Here is a 23,268-nt window from a genome sequence, read left to right as displayed (position 1 = left end):
GGAGAGTAACCATGACTTCAATGAAACGGATTATGGCTTTTGCTCTGGCCGGCATAACCCTGACCGGGTGCGCGACCACGACGGAAGTAACCGGCCCCACGGTGATCAGCTACGATCACGGTGCACTGGACACCTTGCTGGAGCTGGGTCTGGAAGAAAAGGTTGTGGCCATTCCACACCAGAGCCTGCCGGATTATCTGGCGGACCTGGGTGCAAGGCTGCCGGACGCAGGCGGTCTGAAGACCCCCGACCTGGCATTGGCCACTGACCTGAAACCAGGATTGGTACTGATGACCGGGCGCCAGGGCGCGGAAGCCCTTACGTCCTTTGCGAAGGCGGCTCCAGTACGTGATGTCACGCTGGAGGGGAATAATCTTCAGGCCGCGGTGAATGACCGGGTGCTCAGCCTGGCTGGCTACTACGACCTTGAAGAGGCGGCTGGCATAGAGCTGGACGCGCTCTGGCAGCACGTTGAGGCGCAAAAGGCGACCTTGGCCGACGCAGGTACCGTTACCGTGGTGACCCATAATAACGGGAACTTTTCACTCCGGCAGGAAGCATTGGTCTACGAGCTACTGGCGTTGACACCTGCGGCTGTGCCAGACAGTGTGCAGCCCGTGGTGCGTGGCGAGCGTACCTTCTATCCGGTAACAGCCGATGTTCTGGCGCAAATGGCGCCGGATAACCTGCTGGTGGTTGATCGCAGTGCCGCGATAGGTGATGAACCGCTGGCGCCGGAGACGTTGAAAGCTTCGCTGGCCGAGGCTGGTGTGTCTACCGAAGTCGTGGTGCTTAACCCAGGCCTCTGGTACCTGTCCGGTGGCGGCTTGCAGAGCGTACGGCTGCAAGTGGATGAAGTGGTGAACGCGGTGCGGTAACTTCCGCGCAGCAGAATCTTAAGGCCTGCCGGCAAACGCCGACGGGCCTTTTTTGTTTGCGTCGCTTTGGTCAATAATGCTCAGCTATGAAACTGATCCTCAGCAGAAAAGGCTTCGACAGTTCCGCTGGCGGCTGCCCCAATCCGGTCTTCCCGGATGGCAGCTGCCTGGCGCTGCCCATTCCGGACGAACAGTCGCCCATTCGCTACAGCCAGATCCGGCACCATGGCGAAAGCATTGGTTCGCTGGTGTCGCAGTTGACGGGGCAGCGGGCGTTTTCCAGACGTGGTGCGCATCTGGATCCCGATGTTATCGAAAGTGCCTATCCCCGGCTGCCAGGCTGGCGTCCGGTGCTTGGCCAGCACAGTTCGGCCCAGGCGCACCTGGCCAATCATGACATTGGGCCTGGTGATCTTTTTCTCTTTTTTGCGCAGTTCCGGCCGGTGGAACGTTATCGGAGACGATGGCGCTTTGTGCCCGGTAGCCGACCGTTTCATGCTGTCTGGGGCTGGTTGCAGGTGGCCGACGTCTGGCCTCTGGGCGACGCGTCGCCGGTACCGGATTGGGCGCGCTATCATCCGCACCTGCATGGCGAGCGATCAGCACAGAACAGTCTCTATGTCAGCGGCGACAGGCTTCAGATTCCAGGCTTGCGTGAGGATTTGCCAGCCGCCGGAGCCGTGGAGGCTTTGTCAGATCAGCACCGGCTGACCGCACCCGGAGCCTCAATGGTCACGGACTGGCGCTTACCGGCTGGCTTCATGCCTCAACCTGGTAAATTACCCCTCAGTTATCATCACAATCCGGAACGCTGGCGCCTGGAGGATTCCGGAGAATACTGCCGCTTAAAGTGCGCGGCACGTGGTCAGGAGTTTGTCCTGGATCTGGAGCAGTATCCGGGAGTCAGTGAATGGTTGCTGACCCCGGGACTGCTCTCTTAAAAGGTGGTGCTTAGCAGGTAGGCCGTATAGCCCACGAAGACGGCCAGCAGCCCGGCACCTTCCACACGATTGATACGCCCTGGCCCGCGAAATCCGTAACCCAGTACAAACAGGGCAAGGGTAAGGCCTACCATCACCGGAATATCCCTCATCAACACCTCGTTGGCCACGGCCATGGGGGCAATGGAGCCGGCAATACCGACCACGGCCAGGGTGTTGAACAGGTTAGAGCCCAGAATATTACCCAATGCCAGATCATGCTCGCCCTTGCGGGCCGCAATGATTGAAGAGGCCAGTTCCGGCAGGGACGTGCCAATAGCCACAATGGTCAGGCCGATCACAAGGTCACTGACGCCAAAGCGAGTGGCTAGGTCGACCGCCCCCCAAACCAGAACGCGGGAGCTGATAATCAGCAGAACCAGCCCCACCACCAGCCAGAGAATCGCCTTGCGAATGGGCATGGGATGAGCGGCAAGCTCGGCATCCATTTCGGTGGCGAAGGCATCATCGGTTTTTCTCATGCCAGACCAGATGCTCCAGCCCAGTAACAGGGCAAACAGCACCAGCAGGCCGGCCGCATCCAGCCGGCTGAGTTCGCCATCAAACAGCAGCCAGGCCGCCGCCAGGGTAACCAGGGCCAGAATCGGCAGTTCCTTGCGCATCACCTGAGAGTGTACGGCAATGGGGGCAATCACGGCGGTGATACCGAGAATCAGGGCGATGTTGGTGATGTTGGAACCATAGGCATTACCCAGCGCCAGGCCGGGGTTGCCCTGATAGGCAGCCAGCGCGGAAACCACCATCTCCGGTGCCGAGGTGCCAAAGCCAACCACCACCATGCCAATCAGTAAAGGTGGCATTCCGAAATGGCCAGCCGTAGCGGCCGATCCTTCAACAAACCGGTCGGCACTCCAGACCAGAAGGGCAAGGCCGGCAAGAATGGCGAGAGATGCAATCAGCACGTTGTTGGCTCCCAGGTTGATGTCGGAGTATTTGACGGCAATCGCAGTGGCCGCACAATTACACAGAACTACCTATCAGCCAATGGCAATTCAGGCTCTCTTGAAACTGGCCAGGGCCACCGCTGCGGTCACGAACAGGCCACCAAAAACCCGGTTCATTTGCCGTTGGCGCGCAGGGGTGGTCATGAACCGGAACAGCTGGCTGGCGAGAATGGCATAGCCTACCATCACCAGGATATCGACAAAGATCAGCGTGGCCCCCATGGTGGCCAGTTGAGGGCCATGGGGCGCGCCCGCCACCAGAAACTGGGGGAACAGGGCAATCAGGAAGATGGTGGCCTTCGGGTTGGTGAGGTTTACCAGAGCGCCGTTCCAGAACTGCTGTCTTGGACTGAATCCGGAGAGGTCCGCCCGGGATGCTTCAATAGGTGGCTCCCTCCATTTCTGGATGCCGAGCCAGATAAGGTAAACCACGCCAATCCATTTGATCACTGCCAAAGCAGTATTGGAGGAGGCGACGATTGCGCCCAGCCCGGCGCCTACCAGCACGATCTGTGCGCCGTAACCGAATTGCTGACCGGCAATGGTGGGCAGAGATTTACGCACCCCGTAGCGAAGCCCGCTGCTCATGGAATTCACCGCGCCGGCGCCAGGCGAAATACTGATAAAAACGGCTGCGACCAGAAAGGTCAGCCAGACAGTGAGTGTCATTGCTTACGCTCTTGCTGAATCCGAAGATGTTATACTAACCGCCACAAAACACCGGCCAGAAGAGGAGACTGTGACATGGCCAGAAAACGGGCGAAAGCCACGCAGCATAGTGCTGTGCAACGTGAATTGAGAACGCCAAAATACCAGATGCGTGTGGTTGAGGACAAAACCAAATACAAGCGCAGCCGGGACAAGACGGTTCGGTCGGAGGGCTTTCGCAAAGCCGCTTGAAAGTGGTTTTACGAAAGCCTTTCATACCCTCCTATCCCGGACAGTTAGTGCCAGTCGACGCTTGCTGGTTGTCATAAAAGCTTCATGAATGGCCGCTGGGTCGCTGTTATCCTGTAGTGTTTACTGACATGGAACACGGCAGGAGCCGCACCTGATGAGAATCATCGCCTTCTACAGCCCCAAGGGCGGGGTCGGTAAGACCGCCGCTGCGGTCAATACCGCTTACCTGGCCAGCCGGGACAATCTGAGGACCCTGCTCTGGGATCTGGACCCACAGGGGGCCTCCAGTTTCTACCTTGCCGGAGCAGAGCCCGTGAAGGGCCGCAAACTCTCCAAACTGCTGGAGGGGAAATCGCCTATTGCCCGCTTTATTCACGAAGACGTTTATCCCAACCTGGATTTTATCCCCGCCCATTCCAGCTTTCGAAATTTCGACATCAAGCTCGAACAGGAGCACGATGGCAATGCGTTGAAAGACCTGTTGGCACCTTTGTCGGAAGACACCAGTCTGGTAATTCTGGATTGCCCGCCCACGTTATCCCGACTTACCGAGCAGGTGCTGGATGTGGCTGACAAGGTGTATGTACCGGTGGTACCCACCTGGTTGTCCCTGAATAGCTGGGATCAGTTGAAAGAGTTTGTGAAGGATAAAAAACTCGGTGTTAAGAAGTTGCGTCCGTTCTTTTCAATGGTGGATAGGCGTAAGAATCTGCATCGGGATGTGTTGGCGCGGGACGCAGAGAAGCTTGGCTTGCCTGCGCTTGCCGCCATCCCCTATGCAAGTGCGGTTGAGCGTATGGGGGAAGAAGGGCAGCCACTTGAAGTGCTGGCCCCGGGTTCACTGGCGGCAGGAGAATTCCGCAAACTGTGGTCGGGTATCAAAACGGATCTTTGGTCTCGATAGCCTGAAAAGTGGTAGAGTCTGGGCACTTATTCGACACGAGTGGAGCCTTGATGACACCCCTTGAAACACTGCAAATCGACACCGGCGACAACCCGCAAACCAGCGTTATCTGGTTGCATGGCCTTGGCGCCAGCGGTCACGACTTCGAGCCGGTGGTTCCAGAGTTCCGGTTCTCGCGGGAGCAGCCCGTCCGTTTCATCTTTCCCCATGCACCGGAGCTGCCGGTTACCATCAATGGCGGAATGGTGATGCCGGCCTGGTACGACATTCTTGCCATGGACGTCGATCGTAAGGTTGATGCCGAACAGCTTCGCGCGTCCGCAGCCATGGTTGCAGAGCTGATCCGGGCCGAGCGGGAGCGCGGTGTTGCCAGTGAAAACATCATTCTGGGTGGTTTCTCCCAGGGCGGTGCGGTGGCTTATGAGCTGGCCCTCAGCTATCCGGAGCGTCTTGGCGGCCTGTTTGCGTTGTCTACTTACTTCGCTACGGCTGATACCATTGAGCTGAGCGAAGCCAACCGCAAGTTACCGATATTTATCGGCCATGGTCGCTTCGACCCTATCGTGGCCGAATCACTTGGCCAGGCGGCACTTCGGAAACTTCAGGATCTCGGGTACGAGCCGGAGTTTCAAAGCTATGGAATGGAACATAGCCTGTGCCTTGAAGAGGTGAGAGACCTGGACGCTTTCCTGTCTCGGCTCACCTCGGGAGACCGCTAACTCGGCCGGGGACTCATCTTCCCCGTCCTATTCGCTGGTGGATTGGTCGGAGCTGTCCGATTCCGAACGACCTTTGCATTTGGGCTGAAGCTCTTCCTCAAGCCAGCGGCGCACCTCGTTGCGGTCTTTGCGCCGGTTTAGCTGCTCGCTGTGAATGTTGTGCGGGAATATTTTTGGTCTGCCATCGTGGCGCAAAGTGAAGCTTCGGCGCACACCTACGGGGTAGGGGCTGGGGCCATGAATCACGGCTGCTCGGATTTCCACCCCGGTAATGTCCTCGAAAAGATAGTCGCTGTCATCGTCCTCGCTCTTCTTGCCGAGAATGACATTCCGGAACGAGCCCAGCACAAGATAGCCACCTGACGGCACCGGGCCTTGCCTGAGAGCATCCTGTACGTTGGAGTCATCCGGTGCGACGCGCTCGTATTCGGTAACGGTCAGGGTTTTCTCGTCTCCGGCTCGGGTATGCAGCACTACCTGTACACACTGCACGTGAACCGTTTCCTGCCCCATATTCACCAGCAAACACAGTGCATCCGGGTTCTCGTTCTGGGCATGGTGGATGACCAGATAGGGGCGGTTATTTCGTTTGTATTGCAGGAAAAACAGCTGGAAATAGACGATCCAGACAACGGCCATTACGGCGCTGCTGATCGGGCTGATGTAGTCCATTGTGGTGGCCTCCGCTTCCTTTTGAGGAACTAACTTAACAGCCAGCCTGTCCAGGGTTCAAAGAAGTGGATTGTGACAGTCTGCGGAACATGGGAAAGGTCTTGAGTTGTGTCAACGCAGCGACACAAATCCTGCCTACACTGGCCGTGACGGATCGAAACCGGTCCCCTGCCTGAATGCCCGAAGAGGTTTTGCCATGAACTCACATCTGCTCGATATCGCACTTCCCGGAAACCCGAACCTGAAACTTCAAGAAGTCGCTCCTGACGGTGATGATCACCACATTACCCACGAGAAGAACACCTCCTTTGAAATGGTTGCCGAAGATGGCCAGGTGGTTGGTTACGTTAAGACCTGGCATGAATCCGACGGCTATTCCGGCTATGTTCAGTTTGATTCCGAGGGAAATGTTCTGGACTGGAAGGTGCTCCGGGATCGTCAGTAAAACTGAACAATTACTGCAGAAGCTTGTGTTATCTATCGCCTGGCGCTGAGGCTAGACTGAGCAATGGTATATAACGGCGTGAACCGGTTTTGCCGTACGGTTTGCGCGGCAGATCGGTCTATTCAGCAAAAGGAAGCGTGCCATGTCCCTCAAGTTACAGACAATCATCTGCAGTACTCGCCCCGGCCGTGTCGGCCCAGCCATCGCTGAGTGGTTCAACGGTTTTGCCAACGAACAGGGTGCTTTTAACAGTGAGCTGGTGGATCTGGCGGATTTTAACCTGCCGGTTTATGACGAGCCCAATCACCCGCGTCAGCAGCAGTATCAGCACGAGCACACGAAAAACTGGTCGGAGAGTGTGTCCGGCGCGGATGCCTACGTATTCGTACTGCCGGAGTACAATTTCTGCCCGCCGCCTTCATTCATGAACGCGATCAATTACGTCTACAACGAATGGAATTACAAGCCGTGTGCCTTTGTCAGCTATGGCGGTGTCTCTGGCGGGCTACGGTCTGCACAGATGGCAAAACAACTGGTGACCACCGTTAAAATGATGCCCATGGTGGAGGGCGTGATGGTGCAGATGCCCTGGGAACTTCTGGATGAGAATCGCAAGTTCCAGGCGACCGAGCATCATACCGGGTCGGCCTCGACCATGCTGGCGGAGCTGGCCAAGTGGGCCGAGGGAATGAAGCCCATGCGTTAAGTTACTGAGCGCTCTGATTCCCGATCATTATTTGCCACAATTCAAGCATAAAGCTTTCGGGATTCTACCTCCGTTGGTCGTTTATGGTGAACGCATACCTAACGACAACGGAGGTGAACCATGAGCACAGTAGAGCTGATTGAGCAGTGGCTGGAGAAGTGCGACCTGGCACATCAGGCGCAGACACGCTACGACCGGGACCCAACGCCGACCAACTATTCCCGGCTTAAAAGAGCGCAGGAAGAGCGCGGTGCGGTGGAGCGGCGAATGGCTCCGTTGGCGGGTGCATAAGGGGTTCAGCGTTATCGACATCCAGAACAACCTGGCCCGCTTCAGATGGGCTAATTCGAGCCCTTGACGCTACGCTACCTGTTGCATTAATTGATCTGGACTGATCTTTTCTGATGCAAGTTGGGACGGCATTGGGGCAGGCACATTGAGACAACTTATTCCGGATTCTGGTTTCACGAAACAAAAGCAACGGACGTTAACGTTGCTGATGGTCTTCTTTTTATCGGTCTTGTTGTCGGCCTGTGCATCGCCAATTGCTGACCGATCGGAGTCCAGCGCCCTGAACATGGATGATGCCGCCGATACCCGGCTAGGGCAGGCCATTGTGCCGCAGCTGGAGAGCTATCCTGGTAATAGTGGCATCTATACCTTGGCAAACCCTCGGGATGCCTTCGCCGCCCGCGTGCTGCTGGCGCGCGCCGCCGATCGAACGCTGGACGTTCAGTATTACATCTGGCATGGCGATATAACCGGAACACTGCTGTTGGAAGAACTGCATACAGCGGCTGAGCGGGGAGTGCGGGTCCGGTTGCTGCTGGATGATAACGGCACCTCCGGGTTAGACGCCGAACTCGCTGCGTTGGCAAGTCATCCTTCCATTGAAGTACGACTCTTTAACCCGTTTGTGATCCGTAATCCCAAATGGTTGGGGTACCTGACGGACTTCTCGCGGGCTAACCGGCGCATGCACAACAAGTCATTCACGGCGGATAACCAGGCCACCATTGTCGGTGGCCGGAATATCGGCGATGAGTATTTTGGTGCCACCGCCGGCGTTCTTTTTGCGGATCTGGACGTGCTGGCCATCGGCCCGGTAGTGCCTGAGGTATCGAGTGATTTTGATCGCTATTGGGCCAGTGCCTCCGCGTATCCCGTTGAACAGCTGTTGCCCGCCGCTTCCGATGCGGATTTGCGCGAGCTGGAGCGTCGTGCGCTGAAGCTTGAGAACGACCAGGCGGCGACAGACTATGTGAAGGCAGTTTCCGAATCTGATTTTGTGCGTCAGTTGTTGTCTGGGGTACTGGAGTTCGACTGGGCCAGAACCCGAATGGTCAGTGATAGCCCCGCCAAAGGGCTTGGGAAATCTGAAAGGGAAGATCTGCTGGCGTATAAGCTTGGCGAGATTCTTGGAGAACCCGAATCCCGGGTCGCATTGATTTCCCCGTACTTCGTGCCAACCCGGGCGGGTGTTGATGCGTTTGCGGCTTTGGCGAACAAAGGTATTGAGGTAAGCATACTGACCAATTCTCTTGATGCCACCGACGTAGCCGCTGTTCATGCGGGTTATGCCAAACGTCGCAAGGCTCTGCTTGAGGCCGGTATCCATCTGTATGAGATGCGGCGGCTCTCGCCTGATGTTGAACGGAACCAGAGTGCCGGGCCCTTCGGTAGTTCGGGCTCCAGCCTGCATGCAAAGACCTTTGCCGTTGACGGCGAGAGACTGTTCGTTGGCTCCTTCAATTTCGATCCCCGCTCGATCAACCTGAACACCGAGCTGGGCTTTGTGATTGAGAGCCCGGCGCTTTCAGAAAAGATCCACGAGGCCTTTGAAGAAAGCATCCCGTTGCGGGCTTACGAAGTTCGACTAACCGAGAACGGTGAGCTTTATTGGATAGAGCACGTTGATGGCGATGTCATTCGCCATGAGCAGGAACCCAATACAGGATTTTTGCAACGCACGGGGATTTTCCTGTTGTCGATACTGCCAATTGAGTGGCTGCTTTGAATAAGGAAAAGACAATGAACTCAGCTGTACATCTCGGCTTTGCGCTGTCTCTGGTGCTTGGCGGGACTGCTGTGGCCCAGGAAGCGACACCGCTGTCTGCGCCGGACTCCACTCCAGACGCTCTCGGACTGATGCAGGGTTTTCCTCCGGCGCCCGACAAAACGATTCGCTTCACGGATCCGGACTATTTTGCCTTCCCCAAGCTGCGCTGGACGGTCTGTCATTTCCGGGAGCTGATGCCGACGACGGTGGTACGTAATGGCAGCGAAGGTGTCAGTGAGCTTCCTGTAGACATGGATGCCGGCATAGAGGGGGTCGAATTCTTGCCCCTGGGAGGTAAGGCCTCAATGACCTGGCGCGATGCCTTTGACGCGAATTACACCGACGGCATCCTGGTTCTGCACCAGGGCAGGGTGGTTTATGAGCGTTACGATGGCTGCCTTGATGAGCACACTCTGCACGGCGCAATGTCCGTTACCAAAAGCCTGACGGGGCTTCTCGGCGAGGTGCTGGTGGCCGAAGGCAAGCTGGATGAAACCGTTTTGGTGGGAGACATCATTCCCGAACTGGGGCGCAGTGCATTCGGCGACGCAACGGTTCGCCAGGTTCTGGATATGACCACCGCGCTGGACTACTCGGAAGACTATTCTGATCCTGATGCCGAAGTCTGGACCTATGCCAGGGCCGGGAGTCCGTATCTGGTGAGCGAACAACGTGAAGGGCCTCGAAGCTACTTCGATTACCTGAAAACGGTCAGAAAAGACGGAGAGCACGGTGAAGCGTTCGGCTACAAAACCATTAATTCAGATGTGGTGGGCTGGCTGATCGCAAGAACGACCGGGGTTTCGGTTGCCGACTACTTTTCCGAGCGTATCTGGTCAAAGATCGGGGCAGAGCGTGAAGCTTTCTATACGGTCGATTCCATAGGTACTCCATTTGCTGGCGGCGGATTCAACGCCACGTTGCGTGATATGGCGCGAATCGGTTTACTCGTGCTGAACGAGGGTAAGTGGGCCGGCGAGCAGATTATCCCCGCTCAGGCGGTTGCCAGTATTCGCAATGGTGGCGACAGGGCGGTGTTTGCTAAAGCCGGATATGAGCTTCTCGATGGCTGGAGCTATCGTGGCATGTGGTGGATCAGCCACGATGACCACGGGGCATTCGCCGCGCGCGGTGTACATGGCCAAACGATCTGGATTGATCCCGCTGCCGATATGGTCATCGTCCGCTTTGCCTCGAACCCGGTTGCCGGCAATGCGGCGAATGATCCGACTTCACTGCCGGCTTACCGGGCTGTGGCGGATTATCTGATGGCTCAAGAGCGCAGTGCGGGGCCAGCGGGAGGGCCTTGATGGCGCGAAGGCGGTGAGCGATGAGGCAGTCGATAGGTTGTGATCTGGTAAGCCAAATTTGAGTAATACACCCTTCGTGCCTAGTATCTATCTCAACACGGCCCCTGCCTCTTGGCTCTGAAAGGAGCTTACGCGGGGGTTCTTATGTTCTCCTGCCCCACATAAATGCTATGAACTCACATACGAAGTATCCTAAAGGTCATTGAAATTAGCTTAAGGTGGCACTATAGTTCAGCACAGCTCATCTACCAGCCCTAGGGCGTAAGTGTGGAAGGAGTTACGGCCCCGTCCTCTTCGAGGGCGCGGCCAGCCTTATTTCCTGCCTGTGTTTCGTTTCCAGCGTTTTGTGTACTTGTCCCGTTGGTGTTGGCGTTCGATGTAGAAGGCCGTCCAGGGGAGTGTGTAGGTTGCGCGCTCAGCTAAAACGACGAGATAGCCTTCCGCCTCAAACCACAGATGAATCCGGTTTTCGTTGCCTCGTTTCTCTGACCACACTTTCAAGGCCTGGTCATTCTCGTTTTCGATGACAGGACGCGGCCAGCGGATTCGTTCACACCGTCTGAAATCCGGTGTTCTTTCAGATTCCACGCTGCCTTCGCTGGTCATGTGCCAGAACGTTGCTTCCTTCCCGTCTACTACTGGGTGCCGTTTTAATGCCAAACGCTGTCCCCGGAAGAGTGGCTTGGAGTCCACAAAATCCCGACAGAAGATTTGGTAAATCGCACCAAGGTACTGTTCCCAGTCACCGCTATAGTCGGAAAATAGCTCCAGTCCGGGTAGCCACTCGGGTGCTCCATCCATGGTCAAATCCTGCTGTTCCAAATCAAAAGATTGAACTTGAGCTCTCGCATCATGGTGTTGAGTGTCAGGCGATAACCACTGCGCTGCCTGATTCTTGCGATGAGAGCTTCTTTGGCACTGTTTCCGGATAATTCGCGGTGTAGGTAGGAAAGGGCCCCTATCAGCAAGTCCGCTATCTGCAGGTGTTCGACTTCATGGGAGTGGACCCTTTTTACGTCTGCAATCATTCTGCGCGAGAAGTCGTAAGCGTTGGTGCATAGAATGTCCTGAAGTTTCTCGACCTTCTCATGGCCCAGGGTATCTTTGATGTCAATGTAGACGTAGTAGCGCGAATCCGGGTCAAAGACGGTTTTCAGCATGGTGAAGTACATCTTGTAGTACCACTCGTCGTGGTCCTGCTGGTGCCTTTCATGGTCGAGCACACTTTTGTCCGGGACGACCAAGCCGCGGAAATGGAGGTCGTCATCGTCGAAAAAGTAATCAACGATGTCCTGATAGAAGGCCAGCTTTGATGGGCTCACCTTGGTCCATTTGATTTCAAAATCCCGTTCGAGGCCGTGCTTCTGTTTGATTTCGCGAATTCGCTCGGCGATTTCCAGCCGTTTGTCTTTTGGGCACCAGACTGCCCCTAGCACCATCGCCTTCTGGCCGTCGTTTTCCAGATGGCAGGATTCGTCGCAGTAGACGTTGTATTCGGTAGTCATGCTGAAAGTCCTTGTTCAACAATGGTTTTGGCTAGCTGACAGCGGGTTTCGCTGGCCTGATTCAGCCGTTCCTTGAGCCGGTCGCAGAGCGTCGCAAGTTCAGCAACTCTCTTTACGATTTTTCGTTGTTGTACCAATGGTGGTAATGGAACAAGTAGTGATAAAAGATGGTCCGAGTGCATCGACGGAATGTGGCCTCGCTCAGACGCTCGGAGTAATTCTCCCGTAACCAAGTCAGTTCTAATGAGTAGCTCCACAAAGTCTCGCTCCATGGGTTCGAATTCTAGTATTTTGCAAAGCGCAACGTTGAAGGCCCCTTCCATATTTCGAGACAGCTTTCCAATATGGCGGTAAGCAGCCATGATGATTTCACCCTTATGTACCATCTTGTTCCGGCTAGTCTGGGGCACAAAAACCTTGTTTGCGTCAGTCTTGAAGTCGGTAATTTGGATGAATCTAACGTAGCCTGGTTGTGGCTCGGTTTTGAACTCAGATTTCGGGGGGTTGTGCCCCCGATAGCACCAAATCAATTCTCTGAATCTAACCCAAGTCCAGCTGCTGGGTATGTCATAGGGTGGCTCTTTCGGTGCCTTCTGGTGAATCTTACCGTTATCTTTGGCTTTCTTTATGGCAATAAGCCGCTGCTTTTCGTTGCGCAGTCTATTGAGGAGTATTTCTGCCGGCTCTCCGCCATCATCATTCGTCGAAACGAGGAATCCCCGCACTGAAAGCTCGATGACGGTCTGCTTGAGCTTGTCGATGCTCTGTTCGGTTGTGAACAGGGTGTCGAAGTGGGCGGCGAGGCGGGCCCAGTTGTCGGCCAGTTCGGTGGCGCTTTCGGATTGGGTGAGGGTGCCGAGCAGGGTGTCCACGAGGGTTTCGTGGGCTTCGAGCTGGTCGCTGGTTTGCTGTTCCAGTCGGTCGCAGAGGGCCATGAGTTCATCGACTTTTTGGACGATGCGGTGTTGTTCTTCCAGCGGTGGAACCGGAACAATGAGTTCCTCCATTTTTGCTTTCGTCATGTGAACCATGGCGATACCGCTGCCCGATGACTTTATCTCCTCCGTAATAGCCTTGAGGTATAGATAAAGGAACCGCTTATCGACGGCCTCTCCATCGAATAAATCCAGCTTCCAGATGTGATAGTGGTAGATAGCGCGCCCACCATCCCAGATGAATGGGCCGAAAGAGGCAGACCACGCATAAATCAGGTCGCCGCTATCAATGTATTTGTCTTCTTCTAGCTCCAAGTCGGAGTAGTACCAGTCATTTGATGTGAATAGGTTGCCTACTCGCAACAGAGGGGTTCCAGATGAGAGCATTTCGTGCTTCTTGTAGGCCCTGCCATTTATAACTCGCACCAGGTCATCAAGTCGGCTCCAGACCCAGCCTTGGGGTAGGCCGAAAGGGGTGTCGTCACTTGTGATGGCGGCATGCTTTCGAGCCTTCTTAAGTTTGCCTAGCTCCACGGAATCGGCTTTGGCTCTCAGGCATCGCTCCAGCAGTTCTTGAGCGGACTCATCGCTTGGATCCTGGTCAACCAGCGAGCCCCTTACGGCGAGCTCCAGAATCAACTCCCGAAGCTTCTTAATCCCAGTCAGCTCAACCTTGCCACTACTCCCCCGGCCACTACTGGATTTCTTCGTAACCGCCCCGGTCCACAAATCCAGGTGTTCAGTAATCAGCTCTCGCGCACTCACGCCGCACCTCCGTCGGCGCTTTCATCACTGTTGTGAGAGAGCGAATCGGCCAGTATGTCCCGCAGCTGGTGGCGGATTTCCTGAATTTCGTCCTGTTGCTGTTCGTATTTGGCCAGCAGTTCGTCCGGGTCGTGGCTGATTTGCTCCCCTTCGTGGGGGTTCTTGATGTCCAGGTTGTAGTTGCGGGCCTTGATGTCGTCGATGGACACCTTCCAGGCCTGCTCGGTTTCCTCACGGTTGGCAAAGCCGTCCGCCTCGGAGCCCCACCAGTCGATCTCGGTCTGGAACTCCGAGAACTTCATGGGCTTGGTTTTGCTGTAGCTCTTGTAGCCTTCCGGGTAGGGGTGTTCGTAGTACCACACGGTTTCCGTGGGCTTGCCCTTGGTGAAGAACAGCAGGTTGGTCTTGATGCCGGTGTAGGGGTTAAACACGCCGTTGGGCAGCCGCACGATGGTGTGCAGATTGCACTCTTCCAGCAGCTTTTCCTTGAGCCGGGTTTTCATGCCTTCGCCAAAGAGGAAGCCATCTGGCAGTACCACCGCGGCGCGGCCACCGTCCCGCAGCAGGTGGATGAACAGGGTCATGAACAGGTCGGCGGTTTCCCGGGTGCGGAAGGCGCTGGGGAAGTTGGTTTCAATGCCGTCTTCTTCCATGCCACCGAAGGGCGGGTTGGCCACAATCACGTCTACCCGTTCTTTCGGGCCCCAGCTAATGAGCGGGCGGGCCAGGGTGTTGTCGTGCTTGATCTGATCCGGCACTTCGATGCCGTGCAAAATCAGGTTGGTGGTGGCCAGCAGGTGCGGCAGGGGCTTTTTCTCAACGCCATGGATGCTCTTTTGCAGGGTCTGTTCGTCCTGCGGGGTGCTGACGTAGTGCTTGCGCTTGTGCTCGATGGTGCAGGTGAGAAAGCCGCCGGTGCCGCAGGCCGGGTCCATCACTTTCTCGTCCAGCTTCGGGTCTACCCGGTTGACCATGAACTCGGTCACCGCCCGCGGGGTGTAGAATTCACCGGCGTTGCCGGCGCTCTGCAGGTCTTTGAGGATTTGTTCGTACATGTCGCCCAGCTCGTGGCGCTCGGCGGATTTGTTGAAGTTGATGCCATCCTGCAGCTTGTTGATGACCTGGCGCATGAGCTGGCCGGACTTCATGTAGTTGTAGGCATCCTCGAATACGTTGCGGATAACCACGCCCCGGTAGTCGTCACCGGCCGGTTCCAGGTTCTGCAGGCCGGGGAACAGGGTGTTGTCGATGAAATCCTTGAGCTCGTCGCCGGTCATACCTTCCGGGTCGGCGGCCCAGTTTCGCCAGCGCAGCTTTTCCGGAATCGGCGATTTGTAGTCGTCGTAAATCAGTTCCCATTCCTGTTCCCGGTCGTCGAAAATTTTCAGGAACAGCATCCAGACCAACTGGCCGATGCGCTGGGCGTCGCCGTCTACGCCAACGTCTTTGCGCATGATGTCCTGAATGGATTTGATGGTGGTGCTGATAGACATAGGTGTTCATTTCCTGAGTAAACGGAATGGCGATAAACAAAAAACGGATCAGGGTGTTTGCCGGTACAGCTCGTCTTCCAGATCTCGCACGGCTTCTGTGTAGCCAGGCTTGCCGCCAAAGGCATCCACCAGTTCCATCAGTGAGCCGATCTGGCTGAACGGCGCGAGGGTCAGGATTTTAACATCTTCGATGGGCTCAATGCCGTCGTCGGTGTACTTGTCGAGCAGGGCGTCGAGAACCTGTTTGCTGGCACCCTCATATTTGCTGAAGTAATTCTGTTTGCGCACCTGCTCGGCCCTTTCCTTTCGGCTAAGGGGCGGCTGGTCGTAAACGATGTGGCAGATGACATCGAAGGGGTCGGGCTCGGCGCCCAGTTTCTTGCTGACATCCTTGATGAGGTCGTCCCAGATGACGCCTTGCTCAGCCAGTTCTTCGATGATGGCCTGTTTGCGCTCGGCCTGGTTCCAGCCTTTGAGGAAGTCGGTGAGGGTGGCGTACTGTTCTTTCACTTTCTTGCGGGTGAAGTCCTTCAGGCTTTCGGTGATGAGCTTGCCGTCCGGGCCCAGGTATTGGACGCGCTCGGCAATCACGCTGACTTCCACATCGCCTACCACGTACTTCACCCGCTTGGTCTTTTCCAGGTCGTCGGACGGCCAGGCCGGTTGGCTGTCGTCGCGCTGCCAGGTTTCGCCGGGCTCGATTTCGTAACCTTCGGCTTCCTCACTTAACGGCAGTTCAGTGGCATCGGGTTCCAGCGTTTCCTGTTCGTCGTCTGGTACGACTGATTCGCCGGCCTTGGGCTCATAGACTTTCACCGGGTCGCCGTCGAACGCCGGGTCTGCGAACAGCTCGGTGGCCTTCTTGAAGTCCAGAATGGTGAACCAGTGCTTGTTGTAGTCGTCGTTGATGCGGGTGCCACGGCCGATGATTTGCTTGAACTCGGTCATGGACTGGATGCGCTGGTCCAGCACGATGAGTTTGCAGGTTTGGGCGTCTACACCGGTTGTCATCAGTTTGCTGGTGGTGGCGATGACGGGATAACGCTCTTCCGGGTTTATGAAGTTGTCCAGTTCGGCCTTGCCTTCCTGTTCGTCACCGGTAATGCGCATGACGTACTTGCGGTTCTCTTTTACCCGCTCGGGGTTCAGGTTTACCAAGGCCTGACGCATGCGTTCGGCGTGGTCGATGTCTTCGCAGAAGACGATGGTTTTCTGATAAGGGTCGGTCTGCTCGAGAAATTCGGTCACTTTCCGAGCCACTACTTCGGTGCGCTTTTCCAGAACCAACTGCCGGTCGAAGTCTTTCTGGTTGTAGATGCGGTCTTCGATCAGCTCACCGTGTTTGTCGGTCTGGCCCTTGCTGGGGCGCCAGCCTTGCAGGTCGCGGTCCAAATCGATACGAACCACTTTGTAGGGGGCCAGGAAGCCATCTTCGATACCCTGCTTCAGTGAGTAGGTGTAAACCGGCTCACCGAAGTAATCGATGTTGGAGACTTCCCTGGTTTCCTTGGGCGTGGCGGTCAGGCCGATGTGGGTGGCGGCGGAGAAGTATTCCAGAATCTGGCGCCAGGCGGAGTCCACAGAGGCGCTGCCCCGGTGACACTCGTCGATAACCACGAGGTCGAAGAAATCCGGGGAGAACTGCTTGTAGATGTTCTGTTCGTCTTCACTGCCGGTGACGGCTTGGTACAGCGACAGGTAAATCTCGTAGGATTTGTCTACCGTCCGGTTGGTGACCTTGGTCATGGCCTGGCCGAAAGGCTTGAAGTCGTTATTCTTGGTCTGGTCTACCAGAATGTTGCGGTCGGCCAGGAAAAGGATGCGTTTCTTCTGCTTGGACTTCCACAGCCGCCAGATAATCTGGAAGGCAGTGAATGTTTTGCCGGTGCCAGTGGCCATCACCAGCAGAACACGGTTCTGCCCGCGGGCCACGGCCTCTACGGTGCGGTTTATGGCGACGGTTTGATAATAGCGGGGCGTTCGGCCGCTGCCGTCATCGTAGTAGGGCTGTTCGACGGTTTGCCTGGCGTTCTGGTGGATGCCTTTATACTGGCAGTAAAGCTCCCAGAGGGTTTCCGGCGAAGGGAATTCGTCCAGGCTCAGGGTAGTTTCAGTTTTGCCGAACAGCCCGGTGCGGTCGTGGAACAGGAAGCCGTCGCCGTTGCTGCTGAAAACGAACGGGGCGTCCAGGGCATCGCTATAAGCCAGAGCCTGCTGCATGCCATCGCCCAGGCTGTGGTTGTTGTCTTTGGCTTCGATGATGGCAATGGGCATGTTCTTTTTGTAGCTGAGAACGTAATCCGCCCGGCGGCGCTTACCTCGGGTGTGCAGCCGGCCCCGCACGATGATGCGGCCAGCGGTGAACGAGACTTCCTCTCGCACTTGGCTGTGCATGTCCCAGCCTGCGTTCTGCAGGGCAGGGTTGATGTACTTGGTGCAGATGTCCCGCTCTGTGAGCTTTTTCTTGTCCATGCGCTCGCCGCCGTTACTTCTTGATTGCAACCATCTGGTTTTGCGTGGTTTTGTGGCTTTAGGTTAGCCCATATTGTTAGGTTGCAGAAGGTTTGTGTAGTTGATCACGCATGGCGCTTGCATTTCTTTAGTCGCAAGAGGTATTTTCCATAGCGCTCAGGAGAGCACAGGGATAGATAAGCGGACAAGGAAATGGAATCGTGTCCTACCAGTTATACGTTACCGGTGGTTACGGCTTTACCGAAAGGGTTTTGCCGTCGTTACTACACCCTTCCGACGCGGTGTCCATCGCACAGGACTATTTTTCACGCGGTTACCAGGGCGCTCACATAGAGCCACCTCCGGATGGGGGCTATCGCGCCCTTGAGCAATCATCCAGCAGTGAGCGCCAGGCAATACTGGATGCCTTGCAAAGCGGCCAACTGGTTCTGGGCCGCCTGGATAGCGCAGCCTTTGGCATTTTCACCGACCGCACAGCAAGTCCAGAGCACCTTCGCTCGGATTTGCCGGCACCCCTGGCAAACCGTTTGCGAGACCGCTGGCCCTCTGGAGCCATTGGCGGGCCTGCTGTCCGATCCGATTCCCTGCATGCGCCAGCCACTCAAGACTATCCGCTTACACCGGAGCCGGTCGCGGAGCCCTTGCCAGGCCAAGGCCCCTACAGCCTGACCATTGAGTATCGTTGGCCCGATGGCACCGGTGTAGCGAACCTACCTTTTGAGGTGGGTACGGACCTCGAGAGCGTGACTGGAGTTCTGGACCATCGAGGTGCTGCTTCGGTGGAAGGGCTGAATGGCCGGTTTGCAACTGTCAGGCTGGGCTCAAGCGCTACGGATGATATGGTCCGGCAAGAACGCAAGGCAATCATAGCCGGTCTGCAACGCCTGCTGGAGCAGGAAAGGAAGGACACCGAGGCCCGGGAAACGGTCTACCAGCAGATGCCTCGCTATGAAAAGGCTCTGGTGAACACCGGAGCTGTGTTTCAGGGCGCTTATGATGCAGGGATTGGTCTGTTTGATTTTGTGGTTGGCGTTAGTGATTTGGCGCATCCAACCAAAGCGCTGATGGATGGGCTCAAATCGGCATGGTCTGCAAATCAAGGTAACGGAGCCAATAGCTGGTACGAAAGCTTCAACAGCCTGTATGACGACAAGCGTCGGGAGCGTTGGGTGCGAGCAATTGGGTTCTCGCCCTCCGACATCAGCCGGGAAGACATTGCAAAAGCCTATGAGTTGGCCAGTCTGGTTATGACGGATGCTCAGCTAAGCGCTGCTCTGAAAGACTTTGTGACCGATTATGCCGCCATTCAACATCACACTGAGTATGCCTACATTGGCGGAGCGATAGCGTTTGAACTGGTATTGGCTGGTTTGCTGGCGGCAACCACATTGGGAGCGGGTAATGCAGCGCAGGCATCCAGCCGTATTCGCCATGCTCGGATTCTGGCCGGGCTCGGGCCGGCATTCGGGCGATTTGCCGAGGCCCTTAAACTCCAGGGGTTGCGCAAGATCTGGCGCGATTTCGACCTGAACAGGAAAAAACGTTTTGAGGCTGAAGCATCACCTCGTCCAAAGGGCGTGGACCCCGATCCCGTCCAGCTAAGCACTAGGCCAGGGAAAGTGCTGCCCAGGTCCTTTGACGAGGCAAAGAAGCTTTTAGCTGATGCGCGAAATTCCATCATCGCCAATGGCAAGGCCCCGTCGCCCAAGTACACGCAGGAACAACTGCATCAAATCGCTCAAGAGGGGTTTGCAGACGAGAAGTTCATTGTCCGCTTGGTAGAAGAGCCCCATGTGCATCGAAACGGCCCCCTCAACGGAACCTTGGGTAAGGAAGGTCCGGCCGGTGTGCAGATCTGGTCCACGAGTTTTGATCAGACAGCTCACTTGGATACAGATCCCAAATTGATCACTGAAGCGATGGGTGTGAACTACAAGCCAGATGCCAAGTACAAGCTGGCGATCATTGATCAGGCAGATGCGGTTAAGTATGCGGATGCTGAGACGATTGTTCCCACATACGGAAATCTCACGAAGTTTGTTGAGGATAAGTTGCCGGGAAAAGTTGAAAATCCTGCTTTGACGAGGGAGGTTATGACGCCGGAATATTCGCGGGAGTATGAGGCGCTGATCAGGGGCATGCCTGATGATGCGTGGGTTAGCGCAAAATTACGAAAGCAGTACCTCGCTGATAACGGTGTTGTTGGAAATGAAAAAGCGCTTTTTGATGCTCGCTTTAGTATTCAGGACAACACGGGCGCCAATGAGCATTTCACTGGCAACGGTCTAACCAAAACTACCAGTTCAACTGCAAATAAACCAATTTACGGGACCGTTGAAGCATTTAGTCTGCACAAAAATCCCAAAACATTCCGGCAAATGACTGGCATGGAAGGTAGCGGTGCCCAGTGGGTCGAGCTGGTGGACCTTGAACCGATTAATTTTGGAGCTTAAAAATGGCATATCCTAAGTTGCCTGAGTGGCCGATCATAGACCCTGACAGTCCTCCGGAGGGCTATGTAAAAGTGGCTCACCACGAAGATAAAGATCGGAATAGTATTCCCTGGGATTTCTTTGTGTCGGATGGATATTTGTTGTTAGTCAGCAAGGAATGGATTCAGTATGGAGGCAAACCGGGCAGGTTTATTACCGAACAATATGAGTATCCTATTGAAGTCGCTCGCTGGTTTGTAACGACTATTTCTCGTTTCTTTCTGGAGCCAGGGCATCCGAATGCGGTACCTCGAGGTGAGATTACCATTGAGGAGAAGGTTGGCGGGGAAATCTTGGGCGTTACCCGGGGGGCTCAGTACGGTAGTATCCCTAAGTCGATTCCTGGTTACTCGTTAGATAACCTTAATCGCTTTGAGCATACGTCTTTGGGACCCGACGACAACTGGTGCCAGATGTTCAAAATGGGTGATCCGTGGTTGTTTGAGCAAGGCCTGCTGGATGTTTTCAAAGACGTCGCGGAACGGCATGAGAAAGGAGAGTTCTAGAAAGGGACTGCAATGCTCCAGAAACAACAAAACCCGCACAAGGCGGGTTTTGTCAGAATTCTTAATGGTGCCCGGAGGCGGCACTCTCACCCCAGTAATGATGAGGTCTCCGGAGCAATTGTCGTGATTTTGTCGTGACTATCGGGCGTCCCGTTTCATGCTTCTCGGATCTGGGGGCGGAATAGCTGCTTTTTGAAACAGTCAGTTGGTGCGTCAATTGACACATAGCTTCCACCTAGATTGCCAAATCCTTCCGCTACATAGCATTCTTCTCGGCCCAATCGCGGTATTTGATCCAGGCCATTGCTATGTCATCAAAAGTGCGGGTATCTATTTTCAGTGTCACCTTTGTTGGTGACCTCATGGTAGCAAACTGTACTCTATGAGAGGGCTGGTTGAAGGCAAAAGGTATGTGCTAGCGGGCGTGTCGCTATTCACACCCGGCCGAAACCGAACCGAATATGACCTGCACCCGCTTTCATTTCAACAGTGGCGTCATATTTGGCTTTGCTTGAGCTGGAGGCGCCGCATCTCTGACATTGATAGCGAGGTACAGCAGGGAGAATACACTCACCATGATAATGATTGCTGCGAGAACGAGTGCTCGTTGAATTGACTGCTGTTAAACAAAAGCGAACATTCGAGTCAGGCCTTCCTTCTCCCCCCCCCGAAGGTTCCAAGCTCGTCATTGGCCTTTGATTCATCATGGTTGATGGAGCAACTTTCAGGTGCCAACTAATTCCGGTATAGAGTTAGCGATAATGGGCTAAGCCGATGTTTACCCCGATTGACCTGCCCCCAGCTTTCCAAAGGCCAAAAAAACTGGATATGTGAAGCCCGGCAAAAGATGAACATAAGCATCCGACAATCAAATCTTGAGTCACGGGCTGCTGCCGTATTCCGCAGCAGCTAAGCATTACTTTCCAATGGCAAGCTTCGTTAACTCAGGCATCCTCCTGAATAAGAGCAGCGAGGTCATGCCGAATTTCTTCCCCGCTCAAATCGGGCCGCATTAAAAGGCGAGGGTTACCTTCGCGATCAAATACATAAATCGCGCTGCTGTGTGACACCGCATAATTTCCATCAGCGTCAGGTTCGTCATAACCGAAGGTTGTCCTATATCGTTTTGCCAGTTCACGAAGCTGGGGTTCTTTTCCAGTGAGCCCTACAATATTGTCACCGAAGAAATCCACGTATTTTGCGAGGCGCTCGGGCGTGTCACGTTTCGGATCGACACTCACGAACAAAGTGAGTACTTCATCCTGAAGCTCGGGGTCCAGGCCACTGGTTACCTGATTGAGTTTTTGCAGGGCGGTCGGGCAAACATCGGGGCACGAGGTGAACCCGAAAAACAGCATTCTCACGCGGCCACTGTAATCATCGCCAGATACAGACTTGCCCTGGCTATTGATCAGGTCGAATTCCAGCTCAGGCATCAAGCCACTGATGTTTTTACCGTTCCAGTCTTCCTCGTCATTGCCAAAGCAACCAGTCAGCAATAGGGATGCTATCAGCGTTAAGGTCGCCGATATGATGTTGGTGCGCTGTCGCCAGAAGCGAGTTCTCATGACGCTGTTTCCTCAAGTTGTTTGGATTGGTTGGTATATTTTCCGTCCTGATGCATGGCTCGCCGGAGCATCAGAAGAATGCCAAGAATGCTCATCATGGCCGGAGGAATATAGGTCAGCATGCCGCCCAGAAGCTGGTCGACTTCTGGATCCAGCGGCCAGGCCCTGCCACAGACTTCGTAAACGTCATAGACCATGTCACGTGAAAACACGATCCACGCCCCAAGAAACATCTGAAGCACACCTGCGGCGGCCAGAACCAACATGCGTCTGCCATACCCCAGCGATGAGGTGATCGCCGGCGGTCTTGGATCAAAGATCAACCACCAGAACAGCAGGCCATCCAGCAACATGCTCCAGTTCATGACCCAATACAGATCCCGGCTGAGCATGGCGTCAAAATGGATTGATGGCCACAGCCAGAAATAGATAAGCCCGACAAACAGGAAAAGGGCGATAAAAGGCTGTTGCAGAACGTTATAGACCCAGCCCAGAGGCCTCAATGTATGCCTCCAGCCCGGGCTGATTTTTGCGAACCAGAACCGCATGACCGGTAAAGGGTTGGACAGGGCGATCAGGATCGGACCGATATGATGAAGAATCAGGTGCTGACCCCGATGGACGAAGAACATGTATTGTGCGTAGTAATCGAAGCGGGTCTGCATCACCGCATAACAGATCAGTACCCCCAGGGTGAACGCAAAGATCCGCAGTGAGCCTGGCCGGTCCTGTTCCGGCATCCGAATTAGCCCGACGCCATAGAATCCCATCACGAGCATGTAGCTGAGTATGGTCAGCGGCGAGAAATCGTAGGGTAAAAGGTAGTCAAGCAGTGACATAGCGTTGCCGGTTGTTTTGTTGTTATTTCAGTGACCCTACCTTGGATGTCACCAGGTCGTACAGTTCCTGAGGCCCCAGGCGGCTCAAGGTGTCTCCGTTAACGTAGAATGTTGGGGTTCCGGAAATTCCAACCGCCTTAAGGAAGGTCTGAATA

General features: G+C 55.2%; 22 protein-coding genes. 12 read left to right on the top strand and 10 right to left on the bottom strand.

Translation table 11 applies throughout. The features are described from left to right. Window positions 1–11: 11 nt before the first annotated feature. On the top strand, window positions 12–878 hold the full coding sequence (locus Q675_RS23290; protein WP_023010661.1) for an ABC transporter substrate-binding protein: 867 nt from the start codon (window positions 12–14) through the stop codon (window positions 876–878). 86 nt (window positions 879–964) lie between these two features. Further along, window positions 965–1,819 carry a hypothetical protein gene (locus Q675_RS23285; protein ID WP_023010660.1) on the top strand — a complete coding sequence of 285 codons (855 nt, stop codon included), beginning with the start codon at window positions 965–967 and terminating at the stop codon, window positions 1,817–1,819. Here Q675_RS23285 and Q675_RS23280 read toward each other — a convergent pair. Further along, entirely contained in the window at window positions 1,816–2,781 is a 966-nt protein-coding gene (locus Q675_RS23280; RefSeq protein ID WP_023010659.1) for a calcium/sodium antiporter, read from the bottom strand. The genes Q675_RS23285 and Q675_RS23280 overlap by 4 nt on opposite strands. 90 nt (window positions 2,782–2,871) lie before the next feature. After that, a complete protein-coding gene (gene rhtB, locus Q675_RS23275) occupies window positions 2,872–3,492 on the bottom strand; it encodes a homoserine/homoserine lactone efflux protein (protein ID WP_011786702.1) in 621 nt (206 codons plus the stop codon). 75 nt (window positions 3,493–3,567) lie between these two features. On the opposite strand from rhtB, the gene Q675_RS38285 reads away from it, so the two are divergent. The 3 genes from Q675_RS38285 to Q675_RS23265 all read left to right on the top strand — a co-directional run bounded on the left by Q675_RS38285 (window position 3,568) and on the right by Q675_RS23265 (window position 5,346). Then, on the top strand, window positions 3,568–3,723 hold the full coding sequence (locus Q675_RS38285) for a hypothetical protein (RefSeq protein ID WP_022990772.1): 156 nt from the start codon (window positions 3,568–3,570) through the stop codon (window positions 3,721–3,723). A gap of 154 nt (window positions 3,724–3,877) precedes the next feature. Next, window positions 3,878–4,627, top strand: coding sequence for a ParA family protein (locus Q675_RS23270; protein ID WP_023010658.1), 750 nt, complete (start codon window positions 3,878–3,880; stop codon window positions 4,625–4,627). Between the two features lie 50 nt (window positions 4,628–4,677). Next, entirely contained in the window at window positions 4,678–5,346 is a 669-nt protein-coding gene (locus tag Q675_RS23265; protein WP_023010657.1) for an alpha/beta hydrolase, read from the top strand. Window positions 5,347–5,373: 27 nt separating this feature from the next. On the opposite strand, the gene Q675_RS23260 is transcribed toward Q675_RS23265, so the two are convergent. Further along, window positions 5,374–6,018 (bottom strand): hypothetical protein, encoded by a 645-nt coding sequence (locus Q675_RS23260; RefSeq protein ID WP_022990775.1) that lies wholly within the window; start codon window positions 6,016–6,018, stop codon window positions 5,374–5,376. A gap of 196 nt (window positions 6,019–6,214) precedes the next feature. On the opposite strand from Q675_RS23260, the gene Q675_RS23255 reads away from it, so the two are divergent. The 5 genes from Q675_RS23255 to Q675_RS23240 all read left to right on the top strand — a co-directional run bounded on the left by Q675_RS23255 (window position 6,215) and on the right by Q675_RS23240 (window position 10,538). After that, window positions 6,215–6,463: a hypothetical protein gene (locus tag Q675_RS23255; RefSeq protein WP_022990776.1), complete on the top strand. Its 249-nt coding sequence runs from the start codon at window positions 6,215–6,217 to the stop codon at window positions 6,461–6,463. Window positions 6,464–6,605: 142 nt separating this feature from the next. Continuing rightward, window positions 6,606–7,169, top strand: coding sequence for an NADPH-dependent FMN reductase (locus tag Q675_RS23250; RefSeq protein ID WP_022990777.1), 564 nt, complete (start codon window positions 6,606–6,608; stop codon window positions 7,167–7,169). Between the two features lie 120 nt (window positions 7,170–7,289). Continuing rightward, a complete protein-coding gene (locus Q675_RS38205) occupies window positions 7,290–7,460 on the top strand; it encodes a hypothetical protein (protein WP_022990778.1) in 171 nt (56 codons plus the stop codon). A gap of 208 nt (window positions 7,461–7,668) precedes the next feature. Then, window positions 7,669–9,186: a phospholipase D family protein gene (locus tag Q675_RS23245; protein ID WP_031211046.1), complete on the top strand. Its 1,518-nt coding sequence runs from the start codon at window positions 7,669–7,671 to the stop codon at window positions 9,184–9,186. 14 nt (window positions 9,187–9,200) lie between these two features. Next, window positions 9,201–10,538: a serine hydrolase domain-containing protein gene (locus Q675_RS23240; RefSeq protein ID WP_023010655.1), complete on the top strand. Its 1,338-nt coding sequence runs from the start codon at window positions 9,201–9,203 to the stop codon at window positions 10,536–10,538. Between the two features lie 312 nt (window positions 10,539–10,850). Here the strand turns inward: Q675_RS23240 and Q675_RS23235 are convergent, their stop codons facing one another. The 5 genes from Q675_RS23235 to hsdR are packed head-to-tail and all read right to left on the bottom strand — an operon-like array spanning window position 10,851 to window position 17,708. Further along, a complete protein-coding gene (locus tag Q675_RS23235; protein WP_023010654.1) occupies window positions 10,851–11,339 on the bottom strand; it encodes a hypothetical protein in 489 nt (162 codons plus the stop codon). Window positions 11,340–11,341: 2 nt separating this feature from the next. Beyond that, on the bottom strand, window positions 11,342–12,043 hold the full coding sequence (locus Q675_RS23230; protein WP_023010653.1) for a DUF3800 domain-containing protein: 702 nt from the start codon (window positions 12,041–12,043) through the stop codon (window positions 11,342–11,344). After that, window positions 12,040–13,743: a restriction endonuclease subunit S gene (locus tag Q675_RS38200; RefSeq protein WP_023010652.1), complete on the bottom strand. Its 1,704-nt coding sequence runs from the start codon at window positions 13,741–13,743 to the stop codon at window positions 12,040–12,042. Before Q675_RS38200 ends, Q675_RS23230 begins: the two co-directional genes overlap by 4 nt. Beyond that, on the bottom strand, window positions 13,740–15,236 hold the full coding sequence (locus Q675_RS23220) for a type I restriction-modification system subunit M (RefSeq protein WP_023010651.1): 1,497 nt from the start codon (window positions 15,234–15,236) through the stop codon (window positions 13,740–13,742). The genes Q675_RS38200 and Q675_RS23220 overlap by 4 nt, the downstream gene beginning before the upstream one ends. 48 nt (window positions 15,237–15,284) lie before the next feature. After that, window positions 15,285–17,708, bottom strand: coding sequence for an EcoAI/FtnUII family type I restriction enzme subunit R (gene hsdR / locus Q675_RS23215; protein WP_023010650.1), 2,424 nt, complete (start codon window positions 17,706–17,708; stop codon window positions 15,285–15,287). Window positions 17,709–17,908: 200 nt separating this feature from the next. On the opposite strand from hsdR, the gene Q675_RS23210 reads away from it, so the two are divergent. Continuing rightward, window positions 17,909–20,161, top strand: coding sequence for a hypothetical protein (locus Q675_RS23210; protein WP_022990786.1), 2,253 nt, complete (start codon window positions 17,909–17,911; stop codon window positions 20,159–20,161). 2 nt (window positions 20,162–20,163) lie between these two features. After that, complete coding sequence (locus tag Q675_RS23205) at window positions 20,164–20,706, top strand: hypothetical protein (RefSeq protein ID WP_022990787.1); 543 nt, start codon at window positions 20,164–20,166, stop codon at window positions 20,704–20,706. A 944-nt stretch (window positions 20,707–21,650) separates the two neighbouring features. Here the strand turns inward: Q675_RS23205 and Q675_RS23200 are convergent. Continuing rightward, entirely contained in the window at window positions 21,651–22,274 is a 624-nt protein-coding gene (locus tag Q675_RS23200; protein ID WP_023010649.1) for an SCO family protein, read from the bottom strand. Continuing rightward, entirely contained in the window at window positions 22,271–23,113 is an 843-nt protein-coding gene (locus Q675_RS23195) for a cytochrome c oxidase assembly protein (protein WP_023010648.1), read from the bottom strand. The genes Q675_RS23200 and Q675_RS23195 overlap by 4 nt, the downstream gene beginning before the upstream one ends. Between the last annotated feature and the right edge of the window lie 155 nt (window positions 23,114–23,268).

The organism is Marinobacter sp. EN3 (assembly GCF_000475315.1).
Classification (GTDB): Bacteria; Pseudomonadota; Gammaproteobacteria; order Pseudomonadales; family Oleiphilaceae; genus Marinobacter; species Marinobacter nauticus.
Note: the sequence above shows the minus strand (reverse complement) of the source record. Positions and strands in the feature narration are given on the sequence as shown.

Bases quoted from the DNA above. Each gene is read 5' to 3' on its own strand.
- Q675_RS23290 (WP_023010661.1), top strand. From the start codon at position 12: ATGACTTCAATGAAACGGATTATGGCTTTTGCTCTGGCCGGCATAACC.
- Q675_RS23285 (WP_023010660.1), top strand. From the start codon at position 965: ATGAAACTGATCCTCAGCAGAAAAGGCTTCGACAGTTCCGCTGGCGGC.
- rhtB (WP_011786702.1), bottom strand. From the start codon at position 3,492: ATGACACTCACTGTCTGGCTGACCTTTCTGGTCGCAGCCGTTTTTATC.
- Q675_RS38285 (WP_022990772.1), top strand. From the start codon at position 3,568: ATGGCCAGAAAACGGGCGAAAGCCACGCAGCATAGTGCTGTGCAACGT.
- Q675_RS23270 (WP_023010658.1), top strand. From the start codon at position 3,878: ATGAGAATCATCGCCTTCTACAGCCCCAAGGGCGGGGTCGGTAAGACC.
- Q675_RS23265 (WP_023010657.1), top strand. From the start codon at position 4,678: ATGACACCCCTTGAAACACTGCAAATCGACACCGGCGACAACCCGCAA.
- Q675_RS23260 (WP_022990775.1), bottom strand. From the start codon at position 6,018: ATGGACTACATCAGCCCGATCAGCAGCGCCGTAATGGCCGTTGTCTGG.
- Q675_RS23255 (WP_022990776.1), top strand. From the start codon at position 6,215: ATGAACTCACATCTGCTCGATATCGCACTTCCCGGAAACCCGAACCTG.
- Q675_RS23250 (WP_022990777.1), top strand. From the start codon at position 6,606: ATGTCCCTCAAGTTACAGACAATCATCTGCAGTACTCGCCCCGGCCGT.
- Q675_RS38205 (WP_022990778.1), top strand. From the start codon at position 7,290: ATGAGCACAGTAGAGCTGATTGAGCAGTGGCTGGAGAAGTGCGACCTG.
- Q675_RS23245 (WP_031211046.1), top strand. From the start codon at position 7,669: ATGGTCTTCTTTTTATCGGTCTTGTTGTCGGCCTGTGCATCGCCAATT.
- Q675_RS23240 (WP_023010655.1), top strand. From the start codon at position 9,201: ATGAACTCAGCTGTACATCTCGGCTTTGCGCTGTCTCTGGTGCTTGGC.
- Q675_RS23235 (WP_023010654.1), bottom strand. From the start codon at position 11,339: ATGGATGGAGCACCCGAGTGGCTACCCGGACTGGAGCTATTTTCCGAC.
- Q675_RS23230 (WP_023010653.1), bottom strand. From the start codon at position 12,043: ATGACTACCGAATACAACGTCTACTGCGACGAATCCTGCCATCTGGAA.
- Q675_RS23220 (WP_023010651.1), bottom strand. From the start codon at position 15,236: ATGTCTATCAGCACCACCATCAAATCCATTCAGGACATCATGCGCAAA.
- hsdR (WP_023010650.1), bottom strand. From the start codon at position 17,708: ATGGACAAGAAAAAGCTCACAGAGCGGGACATCTGCACCAAGTACATC.
- Q675_RS23205 (WP_022990787.1), top strand. From the start codon at position 20,164: ATGGCATATCCTAAGTTGCCTGAGTGGCCGATCATAGACCCTGACAGT.
- Q675_RS23200 (WP_023010649.1), bottom strand. From the start codon at position 22,274: ATGAGAACTCGCTTCTGGCGACAGCGCACCAACATCATATCGGCGACC.
- Q675_RS23195 (WP_023010648.1), bottom strand. From the start codon at position 23,113: ATGTCACTGCTTGACTACCTTTTACCCTACGATTTCTCGCCGCTGACC.